Origin of the sequence: uncultured Bradyrhizobium sp., assembly GCF_936943645.1 — a bacterium.
Taxonomy (GTDB): Bacteria; Pseudomonadota; Alphaproteobacteria; order Rhizobiales; family Xanthobacteraceae; genus Bradyrhizobium.
On record NZ_CAKZJO010000062.1, the window covers coordinates 1 to 24,783 of the forward strand.

Sequence of the window (24,783 nt, forward strand, 5' to 3'; positions counted from 1 at the left end):
CCCACCCGCCGCGCTCCGCGCGTCGACCTCCCCCGCAAGCGGGAGAGGTGCACCGAGAACGACGCGGCGCCGTTCCAAACTTTTCGCCGACTGAGTAACACACGCATGTATCAGTGGGACTTCGGCATCCTCTGGAGCTATCGCTGGCTCTTTCTCAACGGGCTAGGCGTCACTGTCGGCTTCACTGTGGTCATCGTCGTGCTCGGGCTCGTCTTCGGCCTGCTCGGCGCCTTCGGCAGCCTGTCGCGGTTCAGGGCGTTGCGCCTGCTCGCCCTCGCCTTCATCGAGGCGTTCCGCTGCACGCCGATCCTGGTGCAGCTGATCTGGTTCTATTACGCACTGCCGATCCTCGCCGGCGTCGAGATGACGCCGATCACGGCGTCCGCGCTGGCGCTCTCGCTCTATGGCGGCTCGTTCTATTCGGAGATCATCCGCGGCGGCATCATCTCGATCGACAAGGGCCAGTCCGAAGCCGGCGCCGCGCTCGGCATGACGCCCGGGCAGAGCATGCGGCGCATCGTGCTGCCCCAGGCGATCAAGCGCATGATTCCGGCGCTGATGAACCAGTCGATCATCCAGTTCAAGAACACCTCGCTGGTCTCGGTGCTGGCGGTGCCCGACCTGGTCTATCAGAGCCAGGTCGCGGCGCATGACAGCTACCGGCCGCTGGAAACCTACACGGCCGTTGCGGTCGCCTATGCGGCGATCCTGATCCCGCTCACCATCCTCGTCCGCCGCGGCGAGAAGCGATTGGCGGTGAGCGAATGAGCGAGAGCCAGAAGATCGAGATCCGTGGGCTGCGCAAGAGCTTTGGCAGCAACGAGGTCTTGAAAAACATCAATCTCGACGTCGCCAAGGGCGGCGTGGTGGCGCTGATCGGACCATCCGGCTCCGGCAAGTCCACCCTGCTCCGCTGCATCAATCTGCTGGTGGTGCCCGACGGCGGCAGCGTCCGCGTCGGCGACACCCGTTTTTCATTCGGTGAAGGTGCAAAACTGCCCGACGTGAAGACGCTGGCAAAATTCCGCGCCACCACCGGCATGGTGTTCCAGCACTTCAACCTGTTCCCGCACATGACGACGCTGCAGAACGTGATGGAGGGACCGGTCGCGGTGCGGCGCATGGCCAAGGCGGACGCCGAGAAGCTCGCCCGTGCCCAGCTCGCCAAGGTCGGTCTTGCCGAGAAGGCCGACCAATATCCGGCAACGCTGTCCGGCGGCCAGAAGCAGCGCGTCGCGATCGCGCGCGCGCTGGCGATGGAGCCCGACGTCATGCTGTTCGACGAGGCCACCTCCGCGCTCGACCCAGAACTGGTCGGCGAGGTGCTGAACGTGATCCAGCAACTGGCCGCCGAGGGCATGACCATGGTGATCGTGACCCACGAGATCGCCTTTGCCCGCGAGGTCGCCGACCGCCTGATCTTCATGCGCGACGGCGTCGTGGTCGAGGAAGGCCCGGCGCGGCAGGTGATCGACCACCCCCAGGAGGCCGCGACGCGCGCCTTCCTCAGCCATTTCCACCGCACCGGCGCGCTGCCGCCGGCCAACGCGACAAGCTGATGCCTGATATCAACCGCGTCTATCTCGTCACCGGTGCCGCCAGCGGCATCGGTCGTGCCACCGCAAGACTGCTCGCCGCGCCGGGCGTGGCACTGCTGATCCACACGCGCTCGAACGCCGAAGGCCTCGACGCCACGGCAGTGGAGGTCGAAGCGAAAGGCGCAGTCGTCGCCAAATGTCTTGGCGATCTCGCTGATGAGGCTGCGGCCAGCGAAGCCATCGCTGCCACGCAAGCTGCCTTCGGCCGTCTTGATGGTCTCGTTCTCGTCGGCGGCCACGCCCGCCGCGGCAGTGCGATCGGCACGCCCGCGGATGAATTCCGCAAGGCAATGGATGAATCGGCGCTCGCGTTCACGCGTCTCGTTGACGCCGCACTCCCGCTGCTGCGCGCCGGGACTGACTCACGGATCGTCGCAGTGTCGTCCTTCGTCGCGCACGCGATCCGCCCTGAATTCGCGCCGTTCGCCGCGACCGCCGCGAGCCGCTCCGCGCTCGAAGCGCTGGTGCGCCTCACCGCAATCGAGCTTGCGAAAGACGGCATCACCGTCAACGCGGTGTCGCCGGGGCTCATCATCAAGGACAGACCGAGCGAGAGCCGGCTGTCGCCCGAGCAGATCGCCGCGACCGAAGCGCTGATCCCGATGCGCCGCCGCGGGCGGCCGGAGGAAGTCGCGGAAATCATTGCCTTCCTGGCATCACCGAAGGCGTCCTACGTCACCGGCCAGGTCTGGCACGTCAATGGAGGCCTGACATGACCGAAGCAACCGTCGAACGCATCAGGCTGTTCCTGATCGAAAGCCCGATCAAGATGGCGCGCCTGCAGGGCGTCGGCAACGTCAAGGGCACCGTGAAGCGCGTGCTGATCGAGCTCACCGCGAGCGATGGCGTGGTCGGCTGGGGCGAGGCGGCGCCGTGGGAGGTGTTCACGGGAACGCCGGAGGCCGCGTTCTCTGCCCTCGATATCTATCTGCGCCCCATCCTGCTCGGCAAACCGGTGCGCCGCATCCGTGCGCTCATGGCGGAACTCGACCGCGCGCTGGTCGGCCATGCCGAGGCCAAGGTCGGCATCGAGATGGCGCTGCTCGACATCGTCGGCAAATCGTCGGGACTGTCGGTCGCCGATCTGCTCGGCGGGCGCGTGCGCGACACGATCCCCCTTTCCTTCTCGATCGCCGATCCGGACTTTTCCGCCGATCTCGAGCGGATGCGAAAGATGGTTCCGGAGGGGAACGTCATCTACAAGGTCAAGACCGGCGTGAAGCCGCATCGTGAGGACCTCGACCATCTCGAAGCGATCCGGAAAGAGTTTGGCGACAAGGTCGATCTGCGCGTCGACTACAACCAGGCGCTGGCGCCGTTCGGCGCCATCAAGATCCTGCGCGATGTCGAGGCGTTCGCGCCAACCTTCATCGAGCAGCCGGTGCCGCGCAAATATCTCGACGTGATGGCGCAGCTCACCGCGGCGCTGGAGACCCCCGTGCTCGCCGACGAAAGTTGCTTCGACCGCCGCGACATGATGGAAGTCGTGCGGCGCGAAGCTGCCGACGCCGTCTCGATCAAATTGATGAAAGCCGGCGGCCTGTTCGAGGCGCAGGCGATCATGGCGATCGCCGACATCGCCGGCCTGCCCGGTTATGGCGGCACGCTGTGGGAAGGCGGCATTGGGCTCGCCGCCGGCACGCAGCTGATCGCGGCCACGCCGGGCATCTCGCTCGGCTGCGAATTCTACATGCCGCATCACGTGCTGACCGAGGACGTGCTGGAGGAGCGCGTCGCCAATCGCGCGGGTCACGTCGTGGTACCCGATGGTCCCGGCCTCGGCATCCGCGTCAGCGAAGCCTCGGTTCGCGCCAATGCAAGGGTGCTCGCGGAAGCGTGAAGCGCCAGCGCAGCCACAAGCTCAGCTGTCGTCCCGGGCAAGCGACAGCGCAGACCCGGGACCCATAACCACAGGGCGTGGTTGTGGCGCGAGCTGGCAACCCCGAGTCTTCGCAAAACCACTCCCTGTGGTTATGGGTCCCGGATCGGCGCGCGCTTGAGGCGCGCTTGTCTGGGACGACGACCGCGTATGCGGTCCGCGTGCTTCCCCAATCAGACTCCCTATCGTATGGTCGGACCCACCATGCCCGACCCCATCGGGCCATCCGGAAACCCATATGTCCGAACCCGCTTGGTCGCTGCATTCCCGCCTGAAAGAAGACACCATCGACATCGGCGATCTGCCGCTGTCGAAGGTGCTGGTCATCAAGGACGCGCATTATCCCTGGCTGCTGCTGGTGCCGCGGCGGCCCGATGCGGTCGAGATCATCGATCTCGACGAGGTGCAGCAGGCGCAGCTGATGACGGAGATCTCCCGCGTCTCGCGTGCGCTGAAGGACATCACCAAATGCGACAAGCTCAATGTCGCGGCGCTCGGCAATCTCGTGCCGCAGCTTCACGTTCATATCATCGCACGCCGCACCAGTGACGCGGCCTGGCCGCGGCCGGTCTGGGGCGTGATGCCGCCCTTGGCGCACGACGCCGCGGAGGTTCAGAATTTCATCAGCGCGCTTCGCCGCAAGATCTGGTTGGGTTGAAAGAACATAATGTCAGCATTCGACGCCTTTCCGCTGGGACAGCCGGCCTTCGTCACCAACGTGCTCGATCGCGCCGCGCATCTGCGCCGCGACGACGAGAAGCTGTTCGCGATGGAGCAGAAGCCGACGTCGCGCGCCTATGTCGTCTATCGCGACTCGCTGCTGATCAAGCGCGAGGGCGACAAGACGCGCGCCCTGCTCTCGATCGACGAGGCGCTGAAGTGCGGCGCCAATCCCGGCACGATCTTCCTCGGGCTTCGCGACGGCGCCGCGATGTTCGGCATGGGCCTGTCGCAGGCGGCCGCCGAGAAGCTGGTGGGACGCGAGGACTACACGGTCACCGAATTGCGCGGCATGGCGATGCAGGGCGCAATTCCTCCCGACGAGCTCTCGGCGATCGCGATGGCGAAGTCGATGGTGAGCTGGCACCAGCGCCACGGCTATTGCGCCAATTGCGGCACGCGCAGCGCGATGAAGGAAGGCGGCTGGAAGCGCGACTGTCCTTCCTGCAAGGCCGAGCATTTTCCGCGCACCGATCCGGTCGTGATCATGCTGGTGGCGTCCGGCGACAAGTGCCTGCTCGGCCGCCAGAAGCAGTTTCCGCCCGGCATGTATTCGTGCCTCGCCGGCTTCGTCGAGGCCGCCGAGACCATCGAGGACGCGGTGCGCCGCGAGATCCTGGAGGAATCGGGCATCCATTGCACCGACGTGCAGTATTACATGACCCAGCCCTGGCCCTATCCGTCGTCGCTGATGATCGGCTGCAGCGCGCGCGCCGTGAGCGAGGACATCACGGTCGACCGCATGGAGCTGGAGGATGCGCGCTGGTTCACGCGCGAGGAGGCCGCCTTGATGCTGACCCGGACGCATCCGGACGGGCTCGCCGGCCCGCATCCCTTCGCCATCGCCCACCACCTGCTCGGCCGCTGGGTGCACGACAAGAGCGGCGCATAAGCGAGCATCGATGGTGCTCTCCGGGACCGCGCCGCGCATCCTCTGCATCGGCATTCCCGTTCGCGACCTCACCTTTCGTGTCGAGGCCGTGCCCGCGCGTGGCAGCAAGGCCAATGCCAGCCATCTCGCCGAGATCTGCGGCGGCAACGCGCTCAATGCCGCCATCGCGATCGCACGGCTCGGCGGCCGCGTCGCGTTCGCAGGACCCATGGGCGATGCGCGGGAGACGTCGAGCGGCTTCATTCTCGCGCAGATGGCGCAGGAAGGCATCGACACCAGCCATATCGTGCGTATGCCTGATGCGAGCACGCCCGTCTCCGCGATCATCATCGACGCGACGGGCGAGCGGACGCTGACCATTTATCGCGATCCGGCTCTCTGGACGGTCAAGCTGCCCGATGCCGACAAGCTGCTCGACGATTGTCAGGCCGTCCTCGTCGAAAGCCGCTGCGCGGCGTTCGCGATCTCCCTCTGCACCGAGGCGCGCCGGCGCGGCATTCCCGTCATCGTCGGCGTCGATCGCGCGATGTTGCTACAGGACGGCTTGCTCGCGGCGGCCTCGCATCTGCTGTTCTCCAGCGAGCAGGTGCAGGAGACGGCCGGCGTCACCGAGGACGGCGAGGCGTTGAGGCTACTGGCCAGGCTGACGCCGGCCTTCCTCGCAGCCACCCGCGGTCCGGACGGCACGATCTGGCTGAACGAGGCGGGCGAGCTGGAGGAGACCGCGGCCTTCCCGGTCCAGGCGGTCGATACGCTCGGCGCCGGCGACGTCTTCCATGGCGCCTTCACACTTCGCCTGGCCGAGGGCGAGAGGATCAGGGAGGCGCTGCGATTCGCCGCGGCCGCCGCAGCGCTGAAATGCACCCGCCATGGCGGCGGCCAAGCCGCCCCACAACGCCTTGAAGTCGAAGAGGTTTTGCGCGACGTGCAGCTGTCGGGGGCCGGGAGGTCGCCGAGATAATGGACTTGCTATAGAAATATTTTCTCTATATCAGGGAAATGGCACCCTGAAATGGAACAAAGTTCTTCAAATGACTGACCTCGCTGTCCAGCCCCCCGAGACCAGCCGCCGCCTCGATGCCATCGACCGCAAGATACTGATGGTGCTGCAGGAGGATGCCTCGCTATCGGTCGCCGAGATCGGCGACCGTGTCGGCCTGTCCTCGACCCCCTGCTGGAAGCGCATCCAGCGCCTGGAGGCCGACGGCGTGATCATCAAGCGAGTCGCCCTCGTCGACCAGAACAAGATCGGGCTCGGCATCTCCGTGTTCGTGTCGGTCGAAAGCTCCGATCATTCCGACGCCTGGCTGAAGAAATTCGCGGAGGCCGTCAGCGCGATGCCGGAGGTGATGGAGTTCTACCGCATGGCCGGCGACGTCGATTACATGCTGCGCGTTGTGGTCGCGGACATGCAGGCCTATGACGTGTTCTACAAGAAGCTGATCAGCGCCGTGCCGCTGAAGAACGTCACCTCGCGCTTTGCGATGGAGAAGATCAAGTCGGTCACCGCACTGCCGATCCCGGCGGTGGTGGCCGCTTGAAGCTCAAGCCGGTTGGAAGACCGGCAGCGTGACGCTGACGCGTGTCCCTCCGCCCGGGGCCGCGCCGATCTCGATCGTGCCGCCATGGGCCTCGACCAGGTTGCGGACCACGGCGAGCCCGAGGCCGGCGCCGCCGGTGGCGCGATTGCGTGACTTCTCCAGCCGATGGAACGGCTCCAGCACGGTCTGGCGCTGATCGGCGGGAATACCCGGCCCTTCGTCGTCGATCGACACGACCACGGCACCGTCCTTCAGGGCCGTGCGCACATGGGCGGCATGGCCGTAGGCGAGCGCATTGTCGATGATGTTGGCGAACACGCGCCGCAGCGCCAGCCGGTCACCGAGCACGACGGCATTCCGGGCACGCTCGTCCGTCACCAGTTCGACCGGTTTACCCTGAACGCGCCGGTCATGCACCTCGACTGCGATCAACGGTGCAAGCTCGACCATTTCCTGCGACAGGCCGCCGGCACCTGCCCGCGTCGACAACAGCGCGTCGTCGAGCAGCCGGATCATGTCGTCGATATCGGCCACCGCCCGCTGCCGTTCGGCATTATCGGGGATGTGCTCGACCCGCAGCCGCAGCCTTGTTGCGAAGGTCCTGACGTCATGGGCGATGCCGCCGACCAGCGTCATGCGCGCGCGCAGCATCTCGGCAAGCCGGCCCTGCAGGCGGTTGAACGCGGCGATGACGGCGCGGATCTCCGGCGCACTGCGGCGGGCGTCCGGCAGCGTCGGCGGATCAGTCGACAGATCGACGCGATCGACCGCCGCGGCGAGCTGCGCCAGCGGCCGCGTCTCGCGCTGCATGACCAGCAGGGCCAGCAGCGCGACGATCGAGCCGAACAGACCTGCGCCGAAGCCGACGGGCAAGCCGAACGGGGTGACCGGCAGGCGGGTATAGGCGTCGATGACCAGCAGATCGCCGCTGCGCAGGCCGATGCGGAATTCGATCGCGTTGGCCATCAGCCGCGCGATGCGGGGAAACAGGCGACTGGCGCGATGATCGGGCGGGGACACGATCTCGACGGCGCGGCCCGCAAGACCAGCCGCATAGGTCTCGCGCAACTGCGCCTGCTGCGGCGGCGTCTCACCGGCGACCGGTATGCCCGCGGGCACGATCCGCGCCATGAATTGCGGCGACGACACCGCATCGAGAACCGCTTGCCGGGCATCGCCCGACGTGCGCTCGAGCAGCGTTGCAAGCGCGTCGAGCCGCGCCGGCGACGGCCGCGTCAGCTCGTTCTCATGCACCGTCGTCCGGTAGAAGATTGCCAGGATGACGGTGACGACCACGGAGAATCCGACCAGCCCGATCAGCGCCAGCCGTGCGGCGAGCGTCACGCGCAACATCACGACACCTGCTTCACGGTCGCGGTGAACAGATAGCCACCATTGCGCACCGTCGTGATCAGGTTGGAGCCGGGGCTTGCGCCGTCGAGCTTCTTGCGCAGCCGCGAGATCAGCATGTCGACGGTGCGGTCGAACGGCTCGGCCGAGCGGCCGCGGGTCCAGTCGAGGATCTGATCGCGCGTCAGCACCCGGCGCGGGCGCTGCACGAAGCAGCCGAGCAGATCGAACTCGGCGCTGGTCAATTGCAGGGCCGCGATCTCGCCCTCGACGGCCTCGACGCTGCGCGAATCGAGATCGATGACGAAGCGGTCGAACGCGAAGCGCCGGACCAGCGGCTTGGCCGGCGCCCCGCTGGCGCGGCGCAGAATGGCGCGGACGCGCGCCAGCAGCTCGCGCGGCCCGAACGGCTTCGTCAGATAATCGTCGGCGCCCATTTCGAGACCGACCACCCGATCGATCTCGTCGCTCTTGGCGGTGAGCATCAGGATCGGGAGAGAGTCGTCGGCGCGCAGGCGACGGCAGATCGAAAGCCCGTCCTCGCCCGGCAACATCAAATCGAGGATGACGAGGTCGGGCCGCAGGCGCTGAAGCATCTGATCCATCGCCTTGCCGTCGGCGACGCAAGCGACCTCGAACCCCTCGCGCCGCATGAAGTCGGCGACGAGGCGGCTGATCTCGGGATCGTCCTCCACCATGAGAATCGTGGCTGCTTGCGCGTTCATGCCCGCATTGTGGGCAACGGCTCGCGTCAAGCAAGAGCGCGAGCGCCCTTGTTACATAGTGTTACACGGGGCCGACAAAGCCATAACAATCGTTTCGTCCCGGCAATGCGGCGCGGACGCCGCAGCCCCAGTCTCCTCCGCATGGCTCCCGCTCACGGCAGCCCCCAGAAGGAGACGACGACCATGACCAAGTTCTTCCTCACCTCCCTCGTCATCGGCACCCTGTCGGTTGCCGCGGCGGCCGACGCCAATGCCTGGACGCGGTCGGCGACAGCGAGCGGCCCGCGCGGCACCTCCAGCGTCACCGCGACCGGCGGCTGCGCCAACGGAAGCTGCTCGCGCAACGTCACCCGCACCGGCCCGGCCGGCAACACCTACACCCGCAGCGGCACGGTCACGCGCTGAGCGGGCCGGACCGTCGCCGCGCCTGCCCCGGGCGGCGACGGTCCATCGCTTCGGATCAGAAAGGAACAGAACCGTGCCATCGATTTTCCGCGTCCTGCCGCGAGCCGCGGCCGTCATCGCCCTCGTCGCCTCGACCTCCGCATTCGCCCAGAGCCAGCTGCAAACCCAGATCACGCCACAGATGCGCAGCGAAGCGCGAGCGGTCATGCAGGCGTGCCGCACCGATTATGAGAGCCTCTGCAGCAACGTCGCGCCGGGTGGCGGACGCATCATCGCCTGCCTGCAATCCCATGCCGGCCAGCTCACCTCAACCTGCGCGCAGGCGCTGCCTCGGGCGCAGGCGCTCAGGGACGGCGCCGTCAGCGCCGGCGTCGCACCGAAATAGGAGGACGCCGTGGCCTATGCTTCACTGCTGCTCGATCCAACGCTCCGACGCATCATTCTGGCAACCGCGATCGGCCTGATGCTGCTCGAATACGGCATCGGCCGGCTCGCACGTCACGACACCCACGACTGGCGCGAGAGCGTCGCGTCGTTCGGCGTCGCCTTCGGGCAGAACGTGCTGCGTGCGATCGAGGCGGGAATTCTCGCCGTGCCGTTCGCCTTCCTGTACGAACACCGGCTGTTCGACTTCGAACAGACCCGGCCGCTCGCACTCGTGGCATTATTCCTGGGCAGCGAATTTCTCTACTACTGGCAGCATCGCGCCTCGCATCGGATTCGCTGGATGTGGGCGACGCATGCGGTGCATCACTCGACGACGCGGCTGAACCTGACCGCGGCGATACGGCTCGGCTGGACCGGAAACATTTCCGGCAATTTTCTCTTCTTCCTGCCGCTGGCCCTGATCGGCTTCCATCCCCTTGCCATCGTTGCGATACTCGGAATCAACCTGCTCTACCAGTTCTTCATCCATAGCGGCCTCGCTCCACGGCTTGGCGTTCTCGAATGGGTGCTCAACACACCGAGCCATCATCGCGTGCATCATGCCTGCAACGAGCCGTGCCTGGACAAGAACTACGGCGGCATCCTGATCGTGTTCGACCGCCTGTTCGGCACCTTTGCCGAACAGCCCTCCGACCAGCCGCTCCGCTTCGGCCTGGTCGGCGGCACGCCGTCCTTCAATCCGATCCGCATCGCGCTCGGCGAATGGATCGCGATGCTGGGCGACGCATGGAGGGCGCGGGGCGCGGGCGCGAAGCTTCGCGCCCTGTTCGGCCCGCCGGGGGCCCGGTAACCGATTGCCTCCAAGCCGCCGGGGCGGACGTCGGCACGGTAATTTTACGTGCCGGCCCTAACCGGTTGTTTACCGAGAGTTAGCCCGGCGCGCCTAGATTTCCGGCATGGAGGGGAGAACGGCGATTCCGTCCCGGCGATGGCCAGCCTGGGCGAATGCGACTGCGCTACTGGTCGCAGGCTGGATCGCGCTCGCAATCCTCACCTTACAGGTTCGTCCGGGCGCGACAGTCGTCGCAGTTGCATTTCCGCCCTGGTGGAGCACGCAGCAGGTGTTTGAGGCTGCGGCATCGGCGCAAGCGGCGGTCGTCAGGGCCACCGCCCTCCCCACCCTTCTCGTCGTCCGCCCGGATGACCATGACGGACTGACCCGCCTGCAAGACGCGGGCGCCTGGTTCGTGATGGACGCGCAAGCGGTTTCAGCATGTTTTGGCAGATAGCTCCGGGGATGACGAAATGATTGTCGAGAACGACGGACTGGAATCGTTGCGTCAGACCACCAGCAAGGTACTTGCCGCAGTGCTCTGGCTGCACGTGCCGATCAGCGTGGTCATCGGGCTCATGCTGGGCAAGGCTTGGCTCGTTCCCGCAATCTTCATGGCGATCTTCGCGCTCGCAGCGACCCTGTCCTGGCGGATGTCGGGCAACGGCCTCTCCACGCGCCTCGTATTCGCTGTCGCGCTGATGAGCGGCGTGTCGATGTTCACCTACCAGCTGGAAGGACATCCCTGGCAGATCGACATGCACATGTACTTCTTCGCGGCGCTGGCTTGCATCGTCGCCTATTGCGACTACCGGCCGATCGTCGCAGCGACGGTCGCGGTCGCGCTGCATCATATCGCGTTGAACTTTCTGCTGCCCGCGGCGATCTATCCCGGCGGCTCCGATTTCGGCCGCGTCGTGCTGCACGCCGTGATCCTGCTGATCGAAGCCGGCGTGCTGATCGCGCTCGCGCTCAAGCTCCAGGAGCTGTTCGAGACCACGGCCGTCAAGACGGCAGAGGCTCGGACGGCGATGGCCGCGGAAGCGCGGGCCAACAACGAGCGCCACGACGTCGAGCAGCGCGCCAAGGACGAACGTGAGGCCGCCAAGCAGCGGCTCGCCAGCAATTTCGAGCGCAGCATCGGCGGCATCGTGCAGGCCGTGGCGGTCGCCGCCGGCGAAGTGCAGCAATTGTCCTCGGCGATGAGCAACAACAGCGCCGATACCGCGCGCCAGACCGCCGCAGCAGCCTCGGCATCGAACCAGGCCTCCAGCAATGTCGAGACGGTTGCGGCTGCGACCGAAGAGCTCACCGCCTCGGTCAGCAGCATCACCCAGCAGGTCTCCCGCTCGGCTGAGATCGCGGCCAAAGCCGCGAGCGAAGCCCGCCGCACCAATGAGGTGGTCGAAGGCCTTGCCAGCGGCACGCAGAAGATCGGCGAAGTCGTGACGCTGATCCAGAGCATCGCGAGCCAGACCAATCTGCTGGCGCTGAATGCCACGATCGAGGCGGCTCGTGCCGGCGAGCACGGCAAGGGTTTTGCCGTCGTCGCGAGCGAGGTGAAGGCGCTGGCGAACCAGACCGCGAAAGCCACCGAGGAGATCTCGGCGCAGGTCCAGAGCATCCAGAGCGCAACCAGCGACGCCGTCAACGCGATCCAGGCGATCGGCGCGACCATCGCGGAGATTGATCAGATCTCCGGTCAGATCTCCTCCGCGGTCGATCAGCAGGGCCTTGCGACGCGCGAGATCGCGGGCAGCCTGCAGCAGGCCGCCACCGGCACGCGCGAGGTGAACAACAACATCGTCGGTGTCAGCAAGGCTTCCGAGCAGGCGGGCGTGGCCGCCTCGAAGATGCACCAGGCCGCCGCCGGACTGTCATCGCAGTCCGAGCGCCTCAAGGCGGAAGTGGACGGCTTCCTGGGCTCGCTGCGGACGGCGTGATCGCCGCATAGACGCTGTCATCGCCCGGCTTGACCGGGCGATCCGATATTCTAGAGGCAGCGATAGGATGCGGAGAGGCCGCGGCGTACTATCATGCCCCGCCTTCGCGAGGCATGACAGCGGTGGGTGCGGCGGCCAGACGTTGAAGCCAGCTCAGATCTTCTGATTGTACTCGCCGACTTCGGGATGCGTGCCGAGCACGCTGTTCACCATCTCGAACATGTCGTGCATGCGCTGCTCGGAGACCGGGCTTTCGACCACGACGACGAGCTCGGGCTTGTTGGAGGAGGCGCGCACCAGGCCCCAGCTGCCGTCCTCGACCGTGACGCGCACGCCGTTGACGGTGACGAGATCGCGGATCGACTGGCCGCCGATCTTGGCGCCCTTGGCCTGCAGGCCCTCGAAGTGCTTCACCACCTTGTCGATGACGCCGTACTTCACCTCGTCGGCGCAATGCGGCGACATGGTCGGCGATGACCAGGTCTTCGGCAGCGCGTCCTTCAGATCCGCCATCGACTTGCCCGGCGCGCGGTCGAGCATGTCGCAGATCGCGAGCGCCGAGACCAGGCCGTCATCATAGCCGCGTCCATAGGGCTTGTTGAAGAAGAAGTGGCCGGACTTCTCGAAGCCCGCGAGCGCGCCGGTCTCGTTGGTGCGGCGCTTCATGTAGGAATGGCCCGTCTTCCAATAGGCAGTCTTCGCGCCCTGCTTCTGCAACACGGGATCGGTGATGAACAGGCCGGTCGACTTCACGTCGACGATGAACTGCGCGTCCTTGTGGATCGCCGACATGTCGCGCGCCAGCATCACGCCGACCTTGTCGGCGAAGATCTCCTCGCCGGTGTTGTCGACGACGCCGCAGCGGTCACCGTCACCGTCGAAGCCGAGGCCGACATCGGCTTTGTGGTGCAGCACCGCATCGCGGATCGCGTGCAGCATCTCCATGTCTTCCGGATTCGGATTGTATTTCGGGAAGGTGTGGTCGAGCTCGGTGTCGAGCGGGATCACCTCGCAGCCGATCGCCTCCAGCACCTGCGGCGCGAATGCGCCGGCGGTGCCGTTGCCGCAGGCCGCGACCACCTTGAGCTTGCGCTTCAGCTTCGGACGATTGGTGAGATCGGCGATGTAGCGCGCCGGATAGTTCTCGTGGAACTGGTAGGAGCCGCCCGCCTTGTTCTTGAAATCGGCATTGAGCACGATTTCCTTCAGCCGCGTCATCTCGTCGGGGCCGAAGGTCAGCGGACGGTTGGCGCCCATCTTCACGCCGGTCCAGCCGTTGTCGTTGTGCGAGGCCGTGACCATCGCAACGGCGGGCACGTCGAGATCGAACTGCGCGAAATAGGCCATCGGCGTCACCGCAAGCCCGATGTCGTGGACCTTGCAGCCCGCGGCCATCAGGCCGGAGATCAGCGCGTATTTGATCGAGGCCGAATAGCCGCGGAAATCGTGGCCGGTGACGATCTCCTGTTTGACACCAAGCTCGGCGATCAGCGCGCCCAGACCCATGCCGAGCGCCTGCACGCCCATCAGGTTGATTTCCTTCTGGAACAACCAGCGCGCGTCATATTCGCGAAAGCCCGTCGGTTTCACCATCGGCTCGGATTCGAAGGCGTAGGTGTTGGGCAGAAGGACGGATTTCGGCTTCGGGAACATTGAGACGATCTCGTGAAAAGGGCAGGAATTGAGGCAGCCTTAGCGAATGCCGGGCCGCGGCGGAAGGCGGGAATGCAGGCTTATGGCCGATAATTGCGGCAGTTTGGTAACGAAGAAACGTTACCGCGGGGGCGGTACCAAATGTATGACCGGAATGAACTAACTCTGTAGCCGTGCAATCTCCTCTTCGACGACCGCCTTGAGAGCTGGCAGAGCCTGGCGAACAGTTTCCCACACAAGACGAGCCGCAACATCTTCATAGTTGTGGCGATAGACATTGCCCGCCGCCGCCATCTGCCGCCATGCGATCGCCGGATGTCTCGCTTTCAGCTCCTCTGGCAGGCGACGAGAGGCTTCTGAAATGATCTCCAGACAGCGCGTCACAGCATAGACCGCCCGCAAGTCCGCCGCGAATGCTTCGCGCTCCAAGGCTCCGGCGAACTCGATCGCCAAATTGATGTGATGCAGGATGTCCTGCAGGGTCCCGTCGACGCGGTCAGAAGGCATAAACGGCATCGGCCGTCGCGGCAGGGGCGACGTATGACTTCAGTGCATCGCGATTGACGACGTCAACCGGACGATCGAAGAGATTGGAAATGTATTCCTTGAGCTCGACGTAGTCGAAGACGGTAATCCGTGCGTCCGGATCGATCTCGACCATGATGTCGATATCGCTGCCGGAGTGATTTTCACCCCTCGCGACAGAGCCGAACAACGCTGCATGCAAAACGCCCCGCTCGCGAAGGGCGGGCTCGGACTGTCGCAGGATGGCAATCGCGTCGGGGCTGTCCATGGACCGAATATAGCACCCAAGCCGGCCTTGAGGGAGGCCCTATCGGCTACCTACTGCTCCAACACCATCTGGCCGTTGGAATATTCGAAGCGTTTCAGGCGGGACAGGAAGGAGAGGCCGAGCAGGTTCTCCGACAGGGCCTCGTCAGGCAGCACCATGGCATCGACGTCGCGCACGATGAGACCGCCGACGTCGAGCATGGCGATGCGGGTGCGCGCGGCCTTGATGGTGCCGTTGGCGGTGGAGACGGTGGCGTTGTATTCGCTGCGTGACGGACGCAGCCCAAAGCGGGCCGCCGAGGTCTCATTCAGCGCAACCACGGAGGCACCGGTGTCGACCATGAAGCCGATGCGCTGGCCGTCGACCCGGCCCTCGGTCTGGAAATGGCCGCGGCCGTCGCGGGAGATGGCGAGACTGCGGCCCCCGGCCGGCGCGGTCGCGGCGACGGCGACCGTCGTGCGCGGTACCGAGGTTGCGGACGCCGAGCTCATCTTGTCCGCCATCTGCGCCATGAAAGTGCCGAGGCCGATCAGGACGGCCGCGATGATCATTATGTTACGCATCACACCACTTCCGAGCCGGAAAGCTCGATTTCACCACGCGACACGCCTGGCGGCGAGCGGGGCCACGCCGGCGCCCGTGTCATTTTGACGAAAAGGATGAGCGGACGGTTAATGCGACGGCTTGAACCTCTCCCCGCCTGCGGGGCGAGGGAGACGGCACCTCACGTCCCGCGCGGCTTGGCCCGGCGGGTGGGCACGGCGCTCGCGGGATCGTCGGGCCAGGGATGGCGCGGATAGCGGCCGCGCAGGTCGGAGCGGACCGCCGCATAACTGCCGCGCCAGAAGCCGGGAAGGTCGCGCGTCACCTGGACCGGGCGCTGTGCCGGCGACAGCAGCTCCAGCACCAACGGCACCTTGCCGGCAGCGACCGAGGGATGGGTGTTGAGGCCGAACAATTCCTGCAGCCGCACCGCGATGGTCGGCCCCTGCTCGGCCTCGTAGTCGATCGCGAGCACGCTTCCCGTCGGCGCCTCGAAATGCGTCGGCGCCTCGCGGTCGAGCCTCGCGCGCATGTCCCACGGCAGCAGCGCCATCAGCGCATCGGAGAGATCGCCCGGCGAAATGTCCTTCAGTGCGATCTTGTCGTAGAGCGCCGGCACCAGCCAGTCGTCGCGCCGCGCGATCAATCCGTCATCCGTCAGGTCCGGCCAGCTGTCGCCCTCGGCCTTGCGCAGGAACATCACGCGGTCGCGCCATTGCTTGGCGGCCTTCGACCAGGGCAGCCGGTCGAGGCCGGCGGCGATCAACCCGTCGGCGAAAATGCGCGCGGTGTTCTCGGAGGGCGACACGGCCATGGTCGCTTCGGACAGCGTGATCGCATGCAGCACACGCTTGCGCCGCGCGCGCAGCGCCATCGCGCCGCGGTCGAAGGTGATCTCGTCGGCGCTCTCGATATGCTCGGCAAAATGCTGCTCGATCGCGTCCTGCGAAATGGCCGCGGCGAGAAGGATGCGGCCGCTCGCGGCCGTGCCCGTCATCTCGCCGATCGCGATATAGGGCGCGCGGGCGAGCGAGGAGGTCTGCTCGACGGCGGCACCGCGGCCGTTGGCGAGCACGAAGCTGCCATTGCCACGATTGCGCGCGACCCGGTCCGGGAAGGCATAGGCAAGCATCAGCCCCGTAGAGAGATCCTCCTGCGGCCCCTCCTTCTCGGAGGCCGCGACCTGCGAGGCCCAGCGCCGCGCAAGGTCACGCGCGCTCGCGGCGCGCGGCGAGCGGTCGCGGCGGAACTGGTCGCGCCGGTGCTCGAGATCGACGCTGTCGCCGCCAAGCCCGCGCTCGGTGATGATGGCGGCGATCTCGGCCGCGGCCTCACCCTCGCCGGCACGGTGCGAATCCACGATCATGCGCGCAAGCCGTGGCGGCAGCGCCAACGCACGCAGGCTTTTTCCTTCGGCGGTGATGCGGCCGTCGCCATCGAGTGCGTTGAGCTCTTCGAGCAGGCTCTTGGCCTCTTTCCACGCGGGCCCCGGCGGCGGATCGAGGAACGACAGCGCGGCGGGATCGCTGACGCCCCATTGCGCGAGATCGAGCACCAGCGCAGACAAGTCGGCGCTCAGGATTTCCGGCTGGGTGTAGGGCGTGAGCGAAGCCGTCTGCGGCTCGTCCCAGAGCCGGTAGCAGACACCGGGCTCGGTGCGGCCGGCGCGGCCGCGGCGCTGGTCCACCGCCGCGCGCGAGGCGCGCACGGTCTCGAGCCGCGTCAGGCCGATGTCGGGCTCGTAGCGCGGCACGCGGGCGAGCCCGGAATCAACCACGATGCGCACGCCTTCGATCGTCAGCGAGGTCTCCGCGATCGAGGTCGCCAGCACGACCTTGCGCATGCCCTTGGGCGCCGGCGAAATGGCACGGTCCTGCACGGCGGCATCGAGCGCGCCGAACAGCGGCACGATCTCGATGGAGGCGTCCTGCACGCGCTCGGCGAGAAAGTTCTGGGTGCGGCGGATTTCGGCGGCGCCTGGCAGGAACGCCAGCACGGAGCCGCTGTCGGCCCGCAGCGCGGACGCGATCGCATCCGCCATCTGCCGCTCGATCGGCGCATCCGCCTTGCGGCCGAGATAGCGCGTCTCGACCGGAAAGGCGCGTCCCTCGCTCTCGACGACGGGCGCATCGCCGAGCAGTTTTCCGACGCGCGCGCCATCGAGCGTCGCCGACATCACGAGGATGCGCAGGTCTTCGCGCAGGCCGGTCTGCGCATCGCGGGCCAGCGCGAGGCCCATATCGGCATCGAGCGAGCGCTCATGAAATTCGTCGAACAGGATGGCGGCAACGCCCGACAGCTCGGGATCGTCGAGGATCTGGCGGGTGAAGATGCCCTCGGTCACCACCTCGATGCGCGTGGTACGCGAGATTTTCGACCCGAACCGGACGCGATAACCGACGGTCTCACCGGCGCGCTCGCCCAGCGACTTGGCCATGCGGCCGGCACTCGCCCGCGCCGCGATACGGCGCGGCTCCAGCACGATGATCTTCTTGCCTTTGGCCCAGGGCGCGTCGAGCAGCGCCAGCGGGACGCGCGTGGTCTTGCCGGCGCCCGGGGGCGCCACCAGCACGGCCGCGTTATTGGCCTCCAGCGTGCGCGAGAGCTCGCCGAGCACGGCATCGATGGGTAAGGGCGTGTCGAAGCTGCGAGGCAAGTATCTATCCGTCGTCATGCCCGGCCTTGTGCCGGGCATCCACGTTCTTCATCCGTGAGTGAACAGGACGTGGATGGCCGGGACAAGCCCGGCCATGACGCTTTTGGCTGCACAATAGTGTCTAACGATCAGCCCTGCACCGGCGGGCGACCGATGCTGTCATAAGTGAAGCCGGCGGCTTCCATCTCCTCGGGGCGGTAGATGTTGCGCAAGTCGACGACGACGGGCTGCGCCATGACGCTCTTCAGCCGGTCGAGATCGAGCGCACGGAACTGGACCCATTCGGTGACGATGACGAGTGCATCGGCGCCTTGCGCGCAGGTATAGGCATCCTCGCAATAGGTGATGCTGGGCAGCTCGCCCTTGGCCTGCTCCATGCCGACGGGATCATATGCCTTGACCTTGGCGCCCATGTCGATCAGGCCCGTCACCAGCGGGATCGACGGCGCATCGCGCATGTCGTCGGTGTCGGGCTTGAAGGTGAGGCCGAGCACCGCGATGGTCTTGCCGCGCAGATTGCCGCCGAGCGCCTGGCTCACCTTGCGCGCCATCGCGCGCTTACGGTTCTCGTTCACCGCCAGCACGGATTCGACGATGCGCAGGGAGACATCATAGTCCTGCGCGATCTTGATCAGCGCCTTGGTGTCCTTCGGGAAGCACGAGCCGCCGAAGCCGGGACCGGCATGCAGGAACTTGGTGCCGATGCGGTTGTCGAGGCCAATGCCGCGCGCGACCTCCTGGACGTTGGCGCCGGCCTTTTCGGACAGGTCCGCGATCTCGTTGATGAAGGTGATCTTGGTCGCCAGGAACGCGTTCGCGGCGTATTTGATCATCTCGGCGGTGCGGCGCGCGGTGAACATCAGCGGCGCCTGGTTCAGCGACAGCGGGCGGTAGATGTCGCCCATCACCTTGCGGCCGCGCTCGTCGGACGTGCCGACCACGACGCGATCGGGAAACTTGAAGTCGCGGATCGCGGCGCCCTCGCGGAGGAATTCCGGATTGGAGGCGACGACGACGTCGGCGTTGGGATTGGTCTCGCGGATGATCCGCTCGACCTCGTCGCCGGTGCCGACAGGCACGGTCGACTTCGTCACCACGACGGTGAAGCCGGACAGCGACTGCGCGATCTCCTTCGCGGCGGCGTAGACATAGGAGAGATCGGCATGACCGTCGCCGCGGCGCGACGGCGTGCCGACCGCGATGAACACCGCATCGGCATCGGCGACCGGCTTCGACAGGTCGGTGGTGAAGTCGAGCCGCTTGGCCTTGACGTTGGTGGCAACCAGCTCCTCGAGCCCGGGCTCGTAGATCGGGATCTCACCGCGGTGGAGCGCTGCGATCTTCTTCTCGTCCTTGTCGACGCAGGTGACGTCGTGACCGAAATCGGCAAAGCAGGCGCCGGACACCAGTCCCACATAGCCCGTGCCGATCATCGCGATACGCATGAAAAAGTCCCTGTCTTGAATTGGTTAACGAAAACGAAATCCCGACGTCGGGCGGTTTAGCATTTTCCCGAGCGGAAGGAACAGTCCGCATCGAAAAAAGCGGCACGAGAAGTGAATCGGTAAAGAAGTGAGAAACCGTAGCGGCCCCACACTGACCCACACCCGGACAGGACGGGTGGAACACGCCTCGAAAAGAGACACCATGGCACCATCAGGCACAATCGGAGGCAGCGGACGCGCTAACGCCACGGCGGCCGGCCGTGTCGACTGGGTCGACTACGCCAAGGGCATCTGCATTATCATGGTCGTGATGATGCATTCGGTGCTGGGGGTCGAACTCGCCGCCGGTCAGACTGGTTTCATGCATGTTGCGGTGGCCTTCGCAAAGCCGTTCCGAATGCCGGATTTCTTCCTGATCTCGGGCCTGTTCCTGCCGCTGGTGATCGACCGCGGCTGGCGGACCTATCTCGACCGCAAGGTCGTGCATTTCGCCTATTTTTATGTCGTCTGGGTGACGATCCAGTTCGGCTTCAAGGCGCCTTCCTTCGCGGCGGAGACGAGCTGGCACCATGTCGGCCTGTTGTATCTCGAATCCTTCGTCGAGCCGTTCGGCACGCTCTGGTTCATCTATCTGCTGCCGGTCTTCTTCGTCGTCACAAAACTGACACGCAAGGTTCCGCCGCTCGCGATCTGGCTCGTCGCCGCCGCGCTGGAGACGGCCCGCATCTCGACCGGCTGGACCGCCATCGACGAGTTCTGCGCGCGCTTCGTCTATTTCTATTCGGGCTATCTGTTCGCGCCTTACGTGTTCGCATTGTCGGACCGCGCGCGAAAACACCCGGCGCTTGCGCTCGCAGCGCTCGCGACCTGGGCGCTGGTCAATGCCGGTCTCGTCGTGCTGGGCGCCAGCGAATGGAAGATCGTCTCGCTCGTGCTCGGCTTTGCCGGCGCCTGCGCCATCATCACGATGGGCACACTGCTCGCACGCGCGCAGTGGATGAACTTCTTGCGCTTCTGCGGCGAGCATTCGATCGTGATCTATCTCGCCTTCTTCCTGCCGATGGCGACGACGCGGACGCTGCTGCTGCGCACCGGCATCATCCCCGACATCGGCACGGTGTCGCTGATCGTCACCGTCGCCGGCGTGCTCGGCGCGCTCGCGATCTGGCAGATCGCGTTGCGACTGAATGCGCACTTCCTGTTCGAGCGGCCGGACGCGTTCTGGATTGCGCCGAAGAAGGCGGGCGTGCGGTTGCAGGCGGCGGAGTAGCACCATTCTCGCTGTCGTCCCCGCGAATGCGGGGACGACGAGAGATGTGGGAATCCGGCCAAAAATCCCCCGTCCAAGGCTGTCAAAGCCCGCAAAAGTCCATACATTGCGGCCATGCCCAAAACCTCCCCAAAGACCTCCGCCAAAGCTGACACCAAGGCCGCATCCAAGGCCACATCCAAGGCCGCCGCCGAGACCAAGCCGGCCGCGCCAGCTGCTGCCAAACCGGTTTCGGCAAAGGCGGCCGGCAAGGGCGACCACATCTTCCTGGTCGACGGTTCCGGCTACATCTTCCGCGCCTATCACGCGCTGCCGCCGCTGAACCGCAAGTCCGACGGCCTGCAGGTCAACGCCGTGCTCGGCTTCTGCAACATGCTGTGGAAGCTGCTCCGCGACATGCCCGCCGACAACCGGCCGACGCATCTGGCGATCGTGTTCGACAAGTCGGAAGTCACGTTCCGCAACAAGATCTATTCCGAATACAAGGCCCACCGGCCGCCGGCGCCCGAGGATCTCATTCCGCAATTCGCGCTGATCCGCGAAGCGGTGCGTGCGTTCGACCTGCCCTGCCTGGAACAGGGCGGCTTCGAGGCCGACGATCTCATCGCGACCTATGCGCGCCAGGCCAGCGAGCGCGGCGCCACCACGACCATCGTGTCCTCCGACAAGGACCTGATGCAGCTCGTGAACGACAAGATCACGATGTACGACACCATGAAGGACCGCCGCATCGGCATTCCTGAAGTGATCGAGAAGTTCGGCGTGCCGCCGGAGAAGGTCGTCGAAGTGCAGGCCCTCGCCGGCGATTCCACGGACAACGTGCCCGGCGTGCCCGGCATCGGCATCAAGACGGCGGCGCAGCTCATCGTCGAATATGGCGACCTCGAGCAATTGCTGTTCCGCGCCACCGAGATCAAGCAGCCGAAGCGGCGCGAGGCGCTGATCGAGAACGCGGAGAAGGCGCGGATCTCGCGACAACTGGTGCTGCTCGACGACAAGGTGAAGCTGGACGTGCCGCTCGACGATCTCGCCGTCCACGAGCCTGATGCCCGCAGGCTGATCGCCTTCCTCAAGGCGATGGAGTTCACGACGCTGACGCGCCGCGTCGCCGACTATTCGCAGATCGACCCTGCCAATGTCGACGCCGATGCATCGAACAGCAGCGGCGCCAGGGCCGGCGGAGCGGCCCCAGCAACATCGTCCCAGGCTTCCGGTGATCTCTTCGCCACGCCGGCGGCCGCGGCAACGGGCGGCGACAAGGGTGACAAATCGGCGAGCCTCAAGGGTGCGCCGATCTCGCTGTCTGCCGCGCGCGAGGAGGCCCTTCGCAAGCTTCCGGTCGATCGAACCAAATATCAGGCGATCAAGACGCTCAAGGAGCTCAACGCCTTCATCGGACGCATCCATGACACCGGTCATGTCGCGATCGAGCTCAAGGCCAACTCCATCGATCCGATGCAAGCCGATTTCTGCGGCATTGCACTGGCGCTGGCGCCGAACGAGGCCTGCTATGTGCCGCTGGCGCACAAGCAGTCCGGCGGTGGCGCCGGCCTGTTCGACGCCGGCCTCGCGCCGGACCAAGTCAAGCATGAGGATGCGATCGAATCGCTGCGGCCGGTGCTGGAATCACCGGGCATTCTCAAGGTCGGCTTCGACGTCAAATTTGCCGCTTTGATGCTGGCGCAGCACGGCATCACCTTGCGCAACGCCGACGATGCCAAGCTGATCTCCTACGTGCTCGACGCCGGGCGCGGCTCGCAGGAACTCGAGTCGCTGTCCGAGCGCTGGTTCGGCCATGCCATGCTGAAGGAGAGCGAGCTGCTCGGCAGCGGCAAGGGCAAGATCACCTTCGACCAGGTGCCGATCGACAAAGCCGCCACGCTGTCGGCCGAAGGCGCCGACATCGCCCTGCGGCTCTGGCGCGTGCTAAAGCCGCGCCTCGTCGCCGAGCACATGACGACCGTCTATGAGACGCTGGAGCGACCGCTGGTCTCGGTGCTGGCGCGGATGGAGCGGCGCGGCATCTCGATCGACCGCCAGGTGCTGTCACGCCTCTCCGGCGACTTTGCCCAGACCGCCGCGCGCGTCGAGGCCGAGATTCAGGAGATCGCGGGGGAGCCGGTCAATGTCGGCAGCCCCAAGCAGATCGGAGACATCCTGTTCGGCAAGATGGGCTTGTCGGGCGGCACCAAGACCAAGACCGGCGCGTGGTCCACCACCGCCCAGGTGCTCGACGATCTCGCCGAGCAGGGCCACGATCTCCCGAAGAAGATTCTGGAGTGGCGCCAGGTCTCGAAACTGAAATCGACCTACACCGATGCGCTGCCGACTTACGTCAATCCGCAGACCCATCGCGTCCACACGACCTACGCGCTGGCTGCGACCACGACGGGCCGGCTGTCCTCGAACGAGCCGAACCTGCAGAACATCCCTGTTCGTACCGAGGACGGCCGCAAGATCCGCCGCGCCTTCATCGCAACGAAGGGCCACAAGCTCGTTTCCGCCGACTATTCGCAGATCGAGCTGCGCCTGCTGGCGGAGATCGCCGACATTCCCGTGCTGAAGCAGGCGTTCCGCGACGGCCTCGACATTCACGCCATGACGGCGTCGGAAATGTTCGGCGTTCCGATCAAGGGCATGCCGAGCGAGATCCGCCGCCGCGCCAAGGCGATCAATTTCGGCATCATCTACGGCATCTCCGCGTTCGGCCTCGCCAACCAGCTCGGCATCGCGCGCGAGGAAGCCTCCGCCTACATCAAGAAATATTTCGAGCGCTTCCCCGGCATCCGCGCCTACATGGACGAGACGCGGGATTTCTGCCGACAGCATGGCTACGTCACCACGCTGTTCGGCCGCAAATGCCACTACCCCGATATCAAGGCCTCCAACGCCTCGGTGCGCGCCTTCAACGAGCGCGCGGCGATCAACGCGCGACTGCAGGGCACCGCCGCCGACATCATCCGCCGCGCCATGACCCGGGTCGAGGACGCGCTCGCCGCGAAGAAGCTGTCGGCGCAGATGCTGCTGCAGGTGCACGACGAGCTGATCTTCGAGGTGCCCGACGCCGAAGTCGAGGCGACGCTGCCGGTCGTGCAGCACGTGATGCAGGACGCGCCGTTCCCCGCCGTGCTGCTCTCGGTGCCGCTGCATGTCGATGCACGCGCGGCGAACAACTGGGACGAGGCGCATTAGGGACTGCTTCTTCAGCTCCCCCGCTTACGCCAGCCGTCGCCACACACTCGGTGCCTAGTGCGCAATTGCGCACGGGCGCAGGGACCCATAACCGCAGGGTCGGGTTTGGCGAAGATTGCCCATGACCATCTCGTGTCAAACGTCTCCCTGGGGGTATGGGTCCCCGCGTTCGCGGGGACGACGGTGGGGTGAGATGCGGGGCTCAATTGTACTCCGAGCAATTGCGCGATGGCCCCACCGATCCGCGCATATTAGAACCGGGCGATCTCCCACCCCGGTTTATCCATGCCCCACACCTCCGCCCTGCTCGGCTTCGCCCTCGTCTGCCTCGGTCTCGTGCTCACGCCGGGACCGAACATGATTTACCTGATCTCGCGCTCGATCACGCAAGGCCCCGCGGCCGGCATCGTCTCGCTGGGCGGCGTCGCGCTCGGCTTCGTGTTCTACATGCTGTGTGCGGCGTTCGGCATCACGGCGCTGCTGCTCGCCATTCCCTTTGCCTATGATGCGCTGCGCTTTGCCGGCGCCGGCTATCTGCTCTGGCTCGCCTGGCAGGCCGTGAAGCCGGGCGGACGCTCGCCGTTCCAGGTGAAGCAGCTCGCGATCGACAGCCCGCGCAAATTGTTCGCGATGGGCTTCGTCACCAACCTGCTCAACCCGAAGATCGCGATGCTGTATCTGGCGCTGCTGCCGCAGTTCATCGATCCCGCCGCCGGCAGCGTGCTGACGCAATCGATGCTGCTGGGAGCGATCCAGATTGCGATCAGCGTCAGCGTGAATGCGATGATCGCGCTCGCCGCCGGATCGATCGCGCTGTTCCTGGGACGCCGGCCGAGCTGGATGCTGGTTCAGCGCTGGCTGATGGGCACGGTGCTGGCAGGGCTCGCGGTGCGGATGGCGGTCGAAGCGAAGAAGGTGTGAGGGCACTTTCGTCACCCTACCCTGGAGGGGGAGGGTTG

General features: G+C 65.9%; 23 protein-coding genes. 15 read left to right on the forward strand and 8 right to left on the reverse strand.

What is annotated here, in order from left to right; translation table 11 throughout:
* Positions 1–105: 105 nt before the first annotated feature.
* The 8 genes from Q0743_RS17870 to Q0743_RS17905 all read left to right on the forward strand — a co-directional run bounded on the left by Q0743_RS17870 (position 106) and on the right by Q0743_RS17905 (position 6,630).
* Complete coding sequence (locus Q0743_RS17870; protein ID WP_298242826.1) at positions 106–768, forward strand: amino acid ABC transporter permease; 663 nt, start codon at positions 106–108, stop codon at positions 766–768.
* Positions 765–1,559, forward strand: a complete 795-nt coding sequence (locus tag Q0743_RS17875) for an amino acid ABC transporter ATP-binding protein (RefSeq protein ID WP_298242827.1) — start codon at positions 765–767, stop codon at positions 1,557–1,559. The genes Q0743_RS17870 and Q0743_RS17875 overlap by 4 nt, the downstream gene beginning before the upstream one ends.
* Positions 1,559–2,314 (forward strand): SDR family oxidoreductase, encoded by a 756-nt coding sequence (locus tag Q0743_RS17880; RefSeq protein WP_298242828.1) that lies wholly within the window; start codon positions 1,559–1,561, stop codon positions 2,312–2,314. Before Q0743_RS17875 ends, Q0743_RS17880 begins: the two co-directional genes overlap by 1 nt.
* Positions 2,311–3,438 carry a muconate cycloisomerase family protein gene (locus Q0743_RS17885; RefSeq protein WP_298242829.1) on the forward strand — a complete coding sequence of 376 codons (1,128 nt, stop codon included), beginning with the start codon at positions 2,311–2,313 and terminating at the stop codon, positions 3,436–3,438. The genes Q0743_RS17880 and Q0743_RS17885 overlap by 4 nt, the downstream gene beginning before the upstream one ends.
* Positions 3,439–3,715: 277 nt before the next feature.
* Complete coding sequence (locus Q0743_RS17890; RefSeq protein WP_298242830.1) at positions 3,716–4,135, forward strand: HIT domain-containing protein; 420 nt, start codon at positions 3,716–3,718, stop codon at positions 4,133–4,135.
* Between the two features lie 9 nt (positions 4,136–4,144).
* Entirely contained in the window at positions 4,145–5,089 is a 945-nt protein-coding gene (gene nudC / locus Q0743_RS17895) for an NAD(+) diphosphatase (protein ID WP_298242831.1), read from the forward strand.
* A 10-nt stretch (positions 5,090–5,099) separates the two neighbouring features.
* The gene (locus tag Q0743_RS17900) at positions 5,100–6,050 is read left to right on the forward strand and encodes a sugar kinase (RefSeq protein WP_298242832.1); all 951 of its coding nucleotides are present in this window, start codon (positions 5,100–5,102) and stop codon (positions 6,048–6,050) included.
* 70 nt (positions 6,051–6,120) lie between these two features.
* On the forward strand, positions 6,121–6,630 hold the full coding sequence (locus Q0743_RS17905; protein WP_097661776.1) for an Lrp/AsnC family transcriptional regulator: 510 nt from the start codon (positions 6,121–6,123) through the stop codon (positions 6,628–6,630).
* 3 nt (positions 6,631–6,633) lie between these two features.
* Here Q0743_RS17905 and Q0743_RS17910 read toward each other — a convergent pair whose 3' ends face one another.
* Both Q0743_RS17910 and Q0743_RS17915 read right to left on the reverse strand, forming a co-directional pair.
* Positions 6,634–7,983 carry an ATP-binding protein gene (locus tag Q0743_RS17910; RefSeq protein WP_298242833.1) on the reverse strand — a complete coding sequence of 450 codons (1,350 nt, stop codon included), beginning with the start codon at positions 7,981–7,983 and terminating at the stop codon, positions 6,634–6,636.
* The gene (locus Q0743_RS17915; protein WP_298242834.1) at positions 7,983–8,705 is read right to left on the reverse strand and encodes a response regulator transcription factor; all 723 of its coding nucleotides are present in this window, start codon (positions 8,703–8,705) and stop codon (positions 7,983–7,985) included. Before Q0743_RS17915 ends, Q0743_RS17910 begins: the two co-directional genes overlap by 1 nt.
* 183 nt (positions 8,706–8,888) lie before the next feature.
* Between Q0743_RS17915 and Q0743_RS17920 the strand changes: the two genes are divergently transcribed.
* The 4 genes from Q0743_RS17920 to Q0743_RS17940 all read left to right on the forward strand — a co-directional run bounded on the left by Q0743_RS17920 (position 8,889) and on the right by Q0743_RS17940 (position 12,272).
* On the forward strand, positions 8,889–9,110 hold the full coding sequence (locus Q0743_RS17920) for a hypothetical protein (protein ID WP_298242835.1): 222 nt from the start codon (positions 8,889–8,891) through the stop codon (positions 9,108–9,110).
* Positions 9,111–9,183: 73 nt separating this feature from the next.
* Complete coding sequence (locus tag Q0743_RS17925) at positions 9,184–9,495, forward strand: cysteine rich repeat-containing protein (RefSeq protein ID WP_298242836.1); 312 nt, start codon at positions 9,184–9,186, stop codon at positions 9,493–9,495.
* A 9-nt stretch (positions 9,496–9,504) separates the two neighbouring features.
* Entirely contained in the window at positions 9,505–10,347 is an 843-nt protein-coding gene (locus tag Q0743_RS17930; protein ID WP_298242837.1) for a sterol desaturase family protein, read from the forward strand.
* Between the two features lie 455 nt (positions 10,348–10,802).
* A complete protein-coding gene (locus Q0743_RS17940) occupies positions 10,803–12,272 on the forward strand; it encodes a methyl-accepting chemotaxis protein (RefSeq protein WP_298242839.1) in 1,470 nt (489 codons plus the stop codon).
* Positions 12,273–12,425: 153 nt separating this feature from the next.
* Here Q0743_RS17940 and Q0743_RS17945 read toward each other — a convergent pair whose 3' ends face one another.
* From Q0743_RS17945 to Q0743_RS17970, 6 genes are all read right to left on the reverse strand, one after another.
* Positions 12,426–13,925, reverse strand: coding sequence for a phosphomannomutase/phosphoglucomutase (locus tag Q0743_RS17945; protein ID WP_298242840.1), 1,500 nt, complete (start codon positions 13,923–13,925; stop codon positions 12,426–12,428).
* Between the two features lie 159 nt (positions 13,926–14,084).
* The gene (locus tag Q0743_RS17950; protein ID WP_298242841.1) at positions 14,085–14,432 is read right to left on the reverse strand and encodes a HepT-like ribonuclease domain-containing protein; all 348 of its coding nucleotides are present in this window, start codon (positions 14,430–14,432) and stop codon (positions 14,085–14,087) included.
* Positions 14,422–14,718, reverse strand: coding sequence for a nucleotidyltransferase family protein (locus tag Q0743_RS17955; protein WP_298242842.1), 297 nt, complete (start codon positions 14,716–14,718; stop codon positions 14,422–14,424). Before Q0743_RS17955 ends, Q0743_RS17950 begins: the two co-directional genes overlap by 11 nt.
* 50 nt (positions 14,719–14,768) lie before the next feature.
* A complete protein-coding gene (locus Q0743_RS17960; RefSeq protein ID WP_298242843.1) occupies positions 14,769–15,281 on the reverse strand; it encodes a TIGR02281 family clan AA aspartic protease in 513 nt (170 codons plus the stop codon).
* Between the two features lie 161 nt (positions 15,282–15,442).
* Positions 15,443–17,917 (reverse strand): ATP-dependent helicase HrpB, encoded by a 2,475-nt coding sequence (gene hrpB, locus Q0743_RS17965; protein WP_298242881.1) that lies wholly within the window; start codon positions 17,915–17,917, stop codon positions 15,443–15,445.
* 128 nt (positions 17,918–18,045) lie between these two features.
* Positions 18,046–19,362, reverse strand: a complete 1,317-nt coding sequence (locus tag Q0743_RS17970) for a UDP-glucose/GDP-mannose dehydrogenase family protein (RefSeq protein WP_298242844.1) — start codon at positions 19,360–19,362, stop codon at positions 18,046–18,048.
* 202 nt (positions 19,363–19,564) lie between these two features.
* Between Q0743_RS17970 and Q0743_RS17975 the strand changes: the two genes are divergently transcribed.
* From Q0743_RS17975 to Q0743_RS17985, 3 genes are all read left to right on the forward strand, one after another.
* The gene (locus Q0743_RS17975) at positions 19,565–20,632 is read left to right on the forward strand and encodes an acyltransferase family protein (protein ID WP_298242845.1); all 1,068 of its coding nucleotides are present in this window, start codon (positions 19,565–19,567) and stop codon (positions 20,630–20,632) included.
* Between the two features lie 114 nt (positions 20,633–20,746).
* Positions 20,747–23,824 (forward strand): DNA polymerase I, encoded by a 3,078-nt coding sequence (gene polA, locus Q0743_RS17980; protein WP_298242846.1) that lies wholly within the window; start codon positions 20,747–20,749, stop codon positions 23,822–23,824.
* Between the two features lie 285 nt (positions 23,825–24,109).
* Positions 24,110–24,745: a LysE family translocator gene (locus tag Q0743_RS17985; RefSeq protein ID WP_298242847.1), complete on the forward strand. Its 636-nt coding sequence runs from the start codon at positions 24,110–24,112 to the stop codon at positions 24,743–24,745.
* Positions 24,746–24,783: the final 38 nt, after the last annotated feature.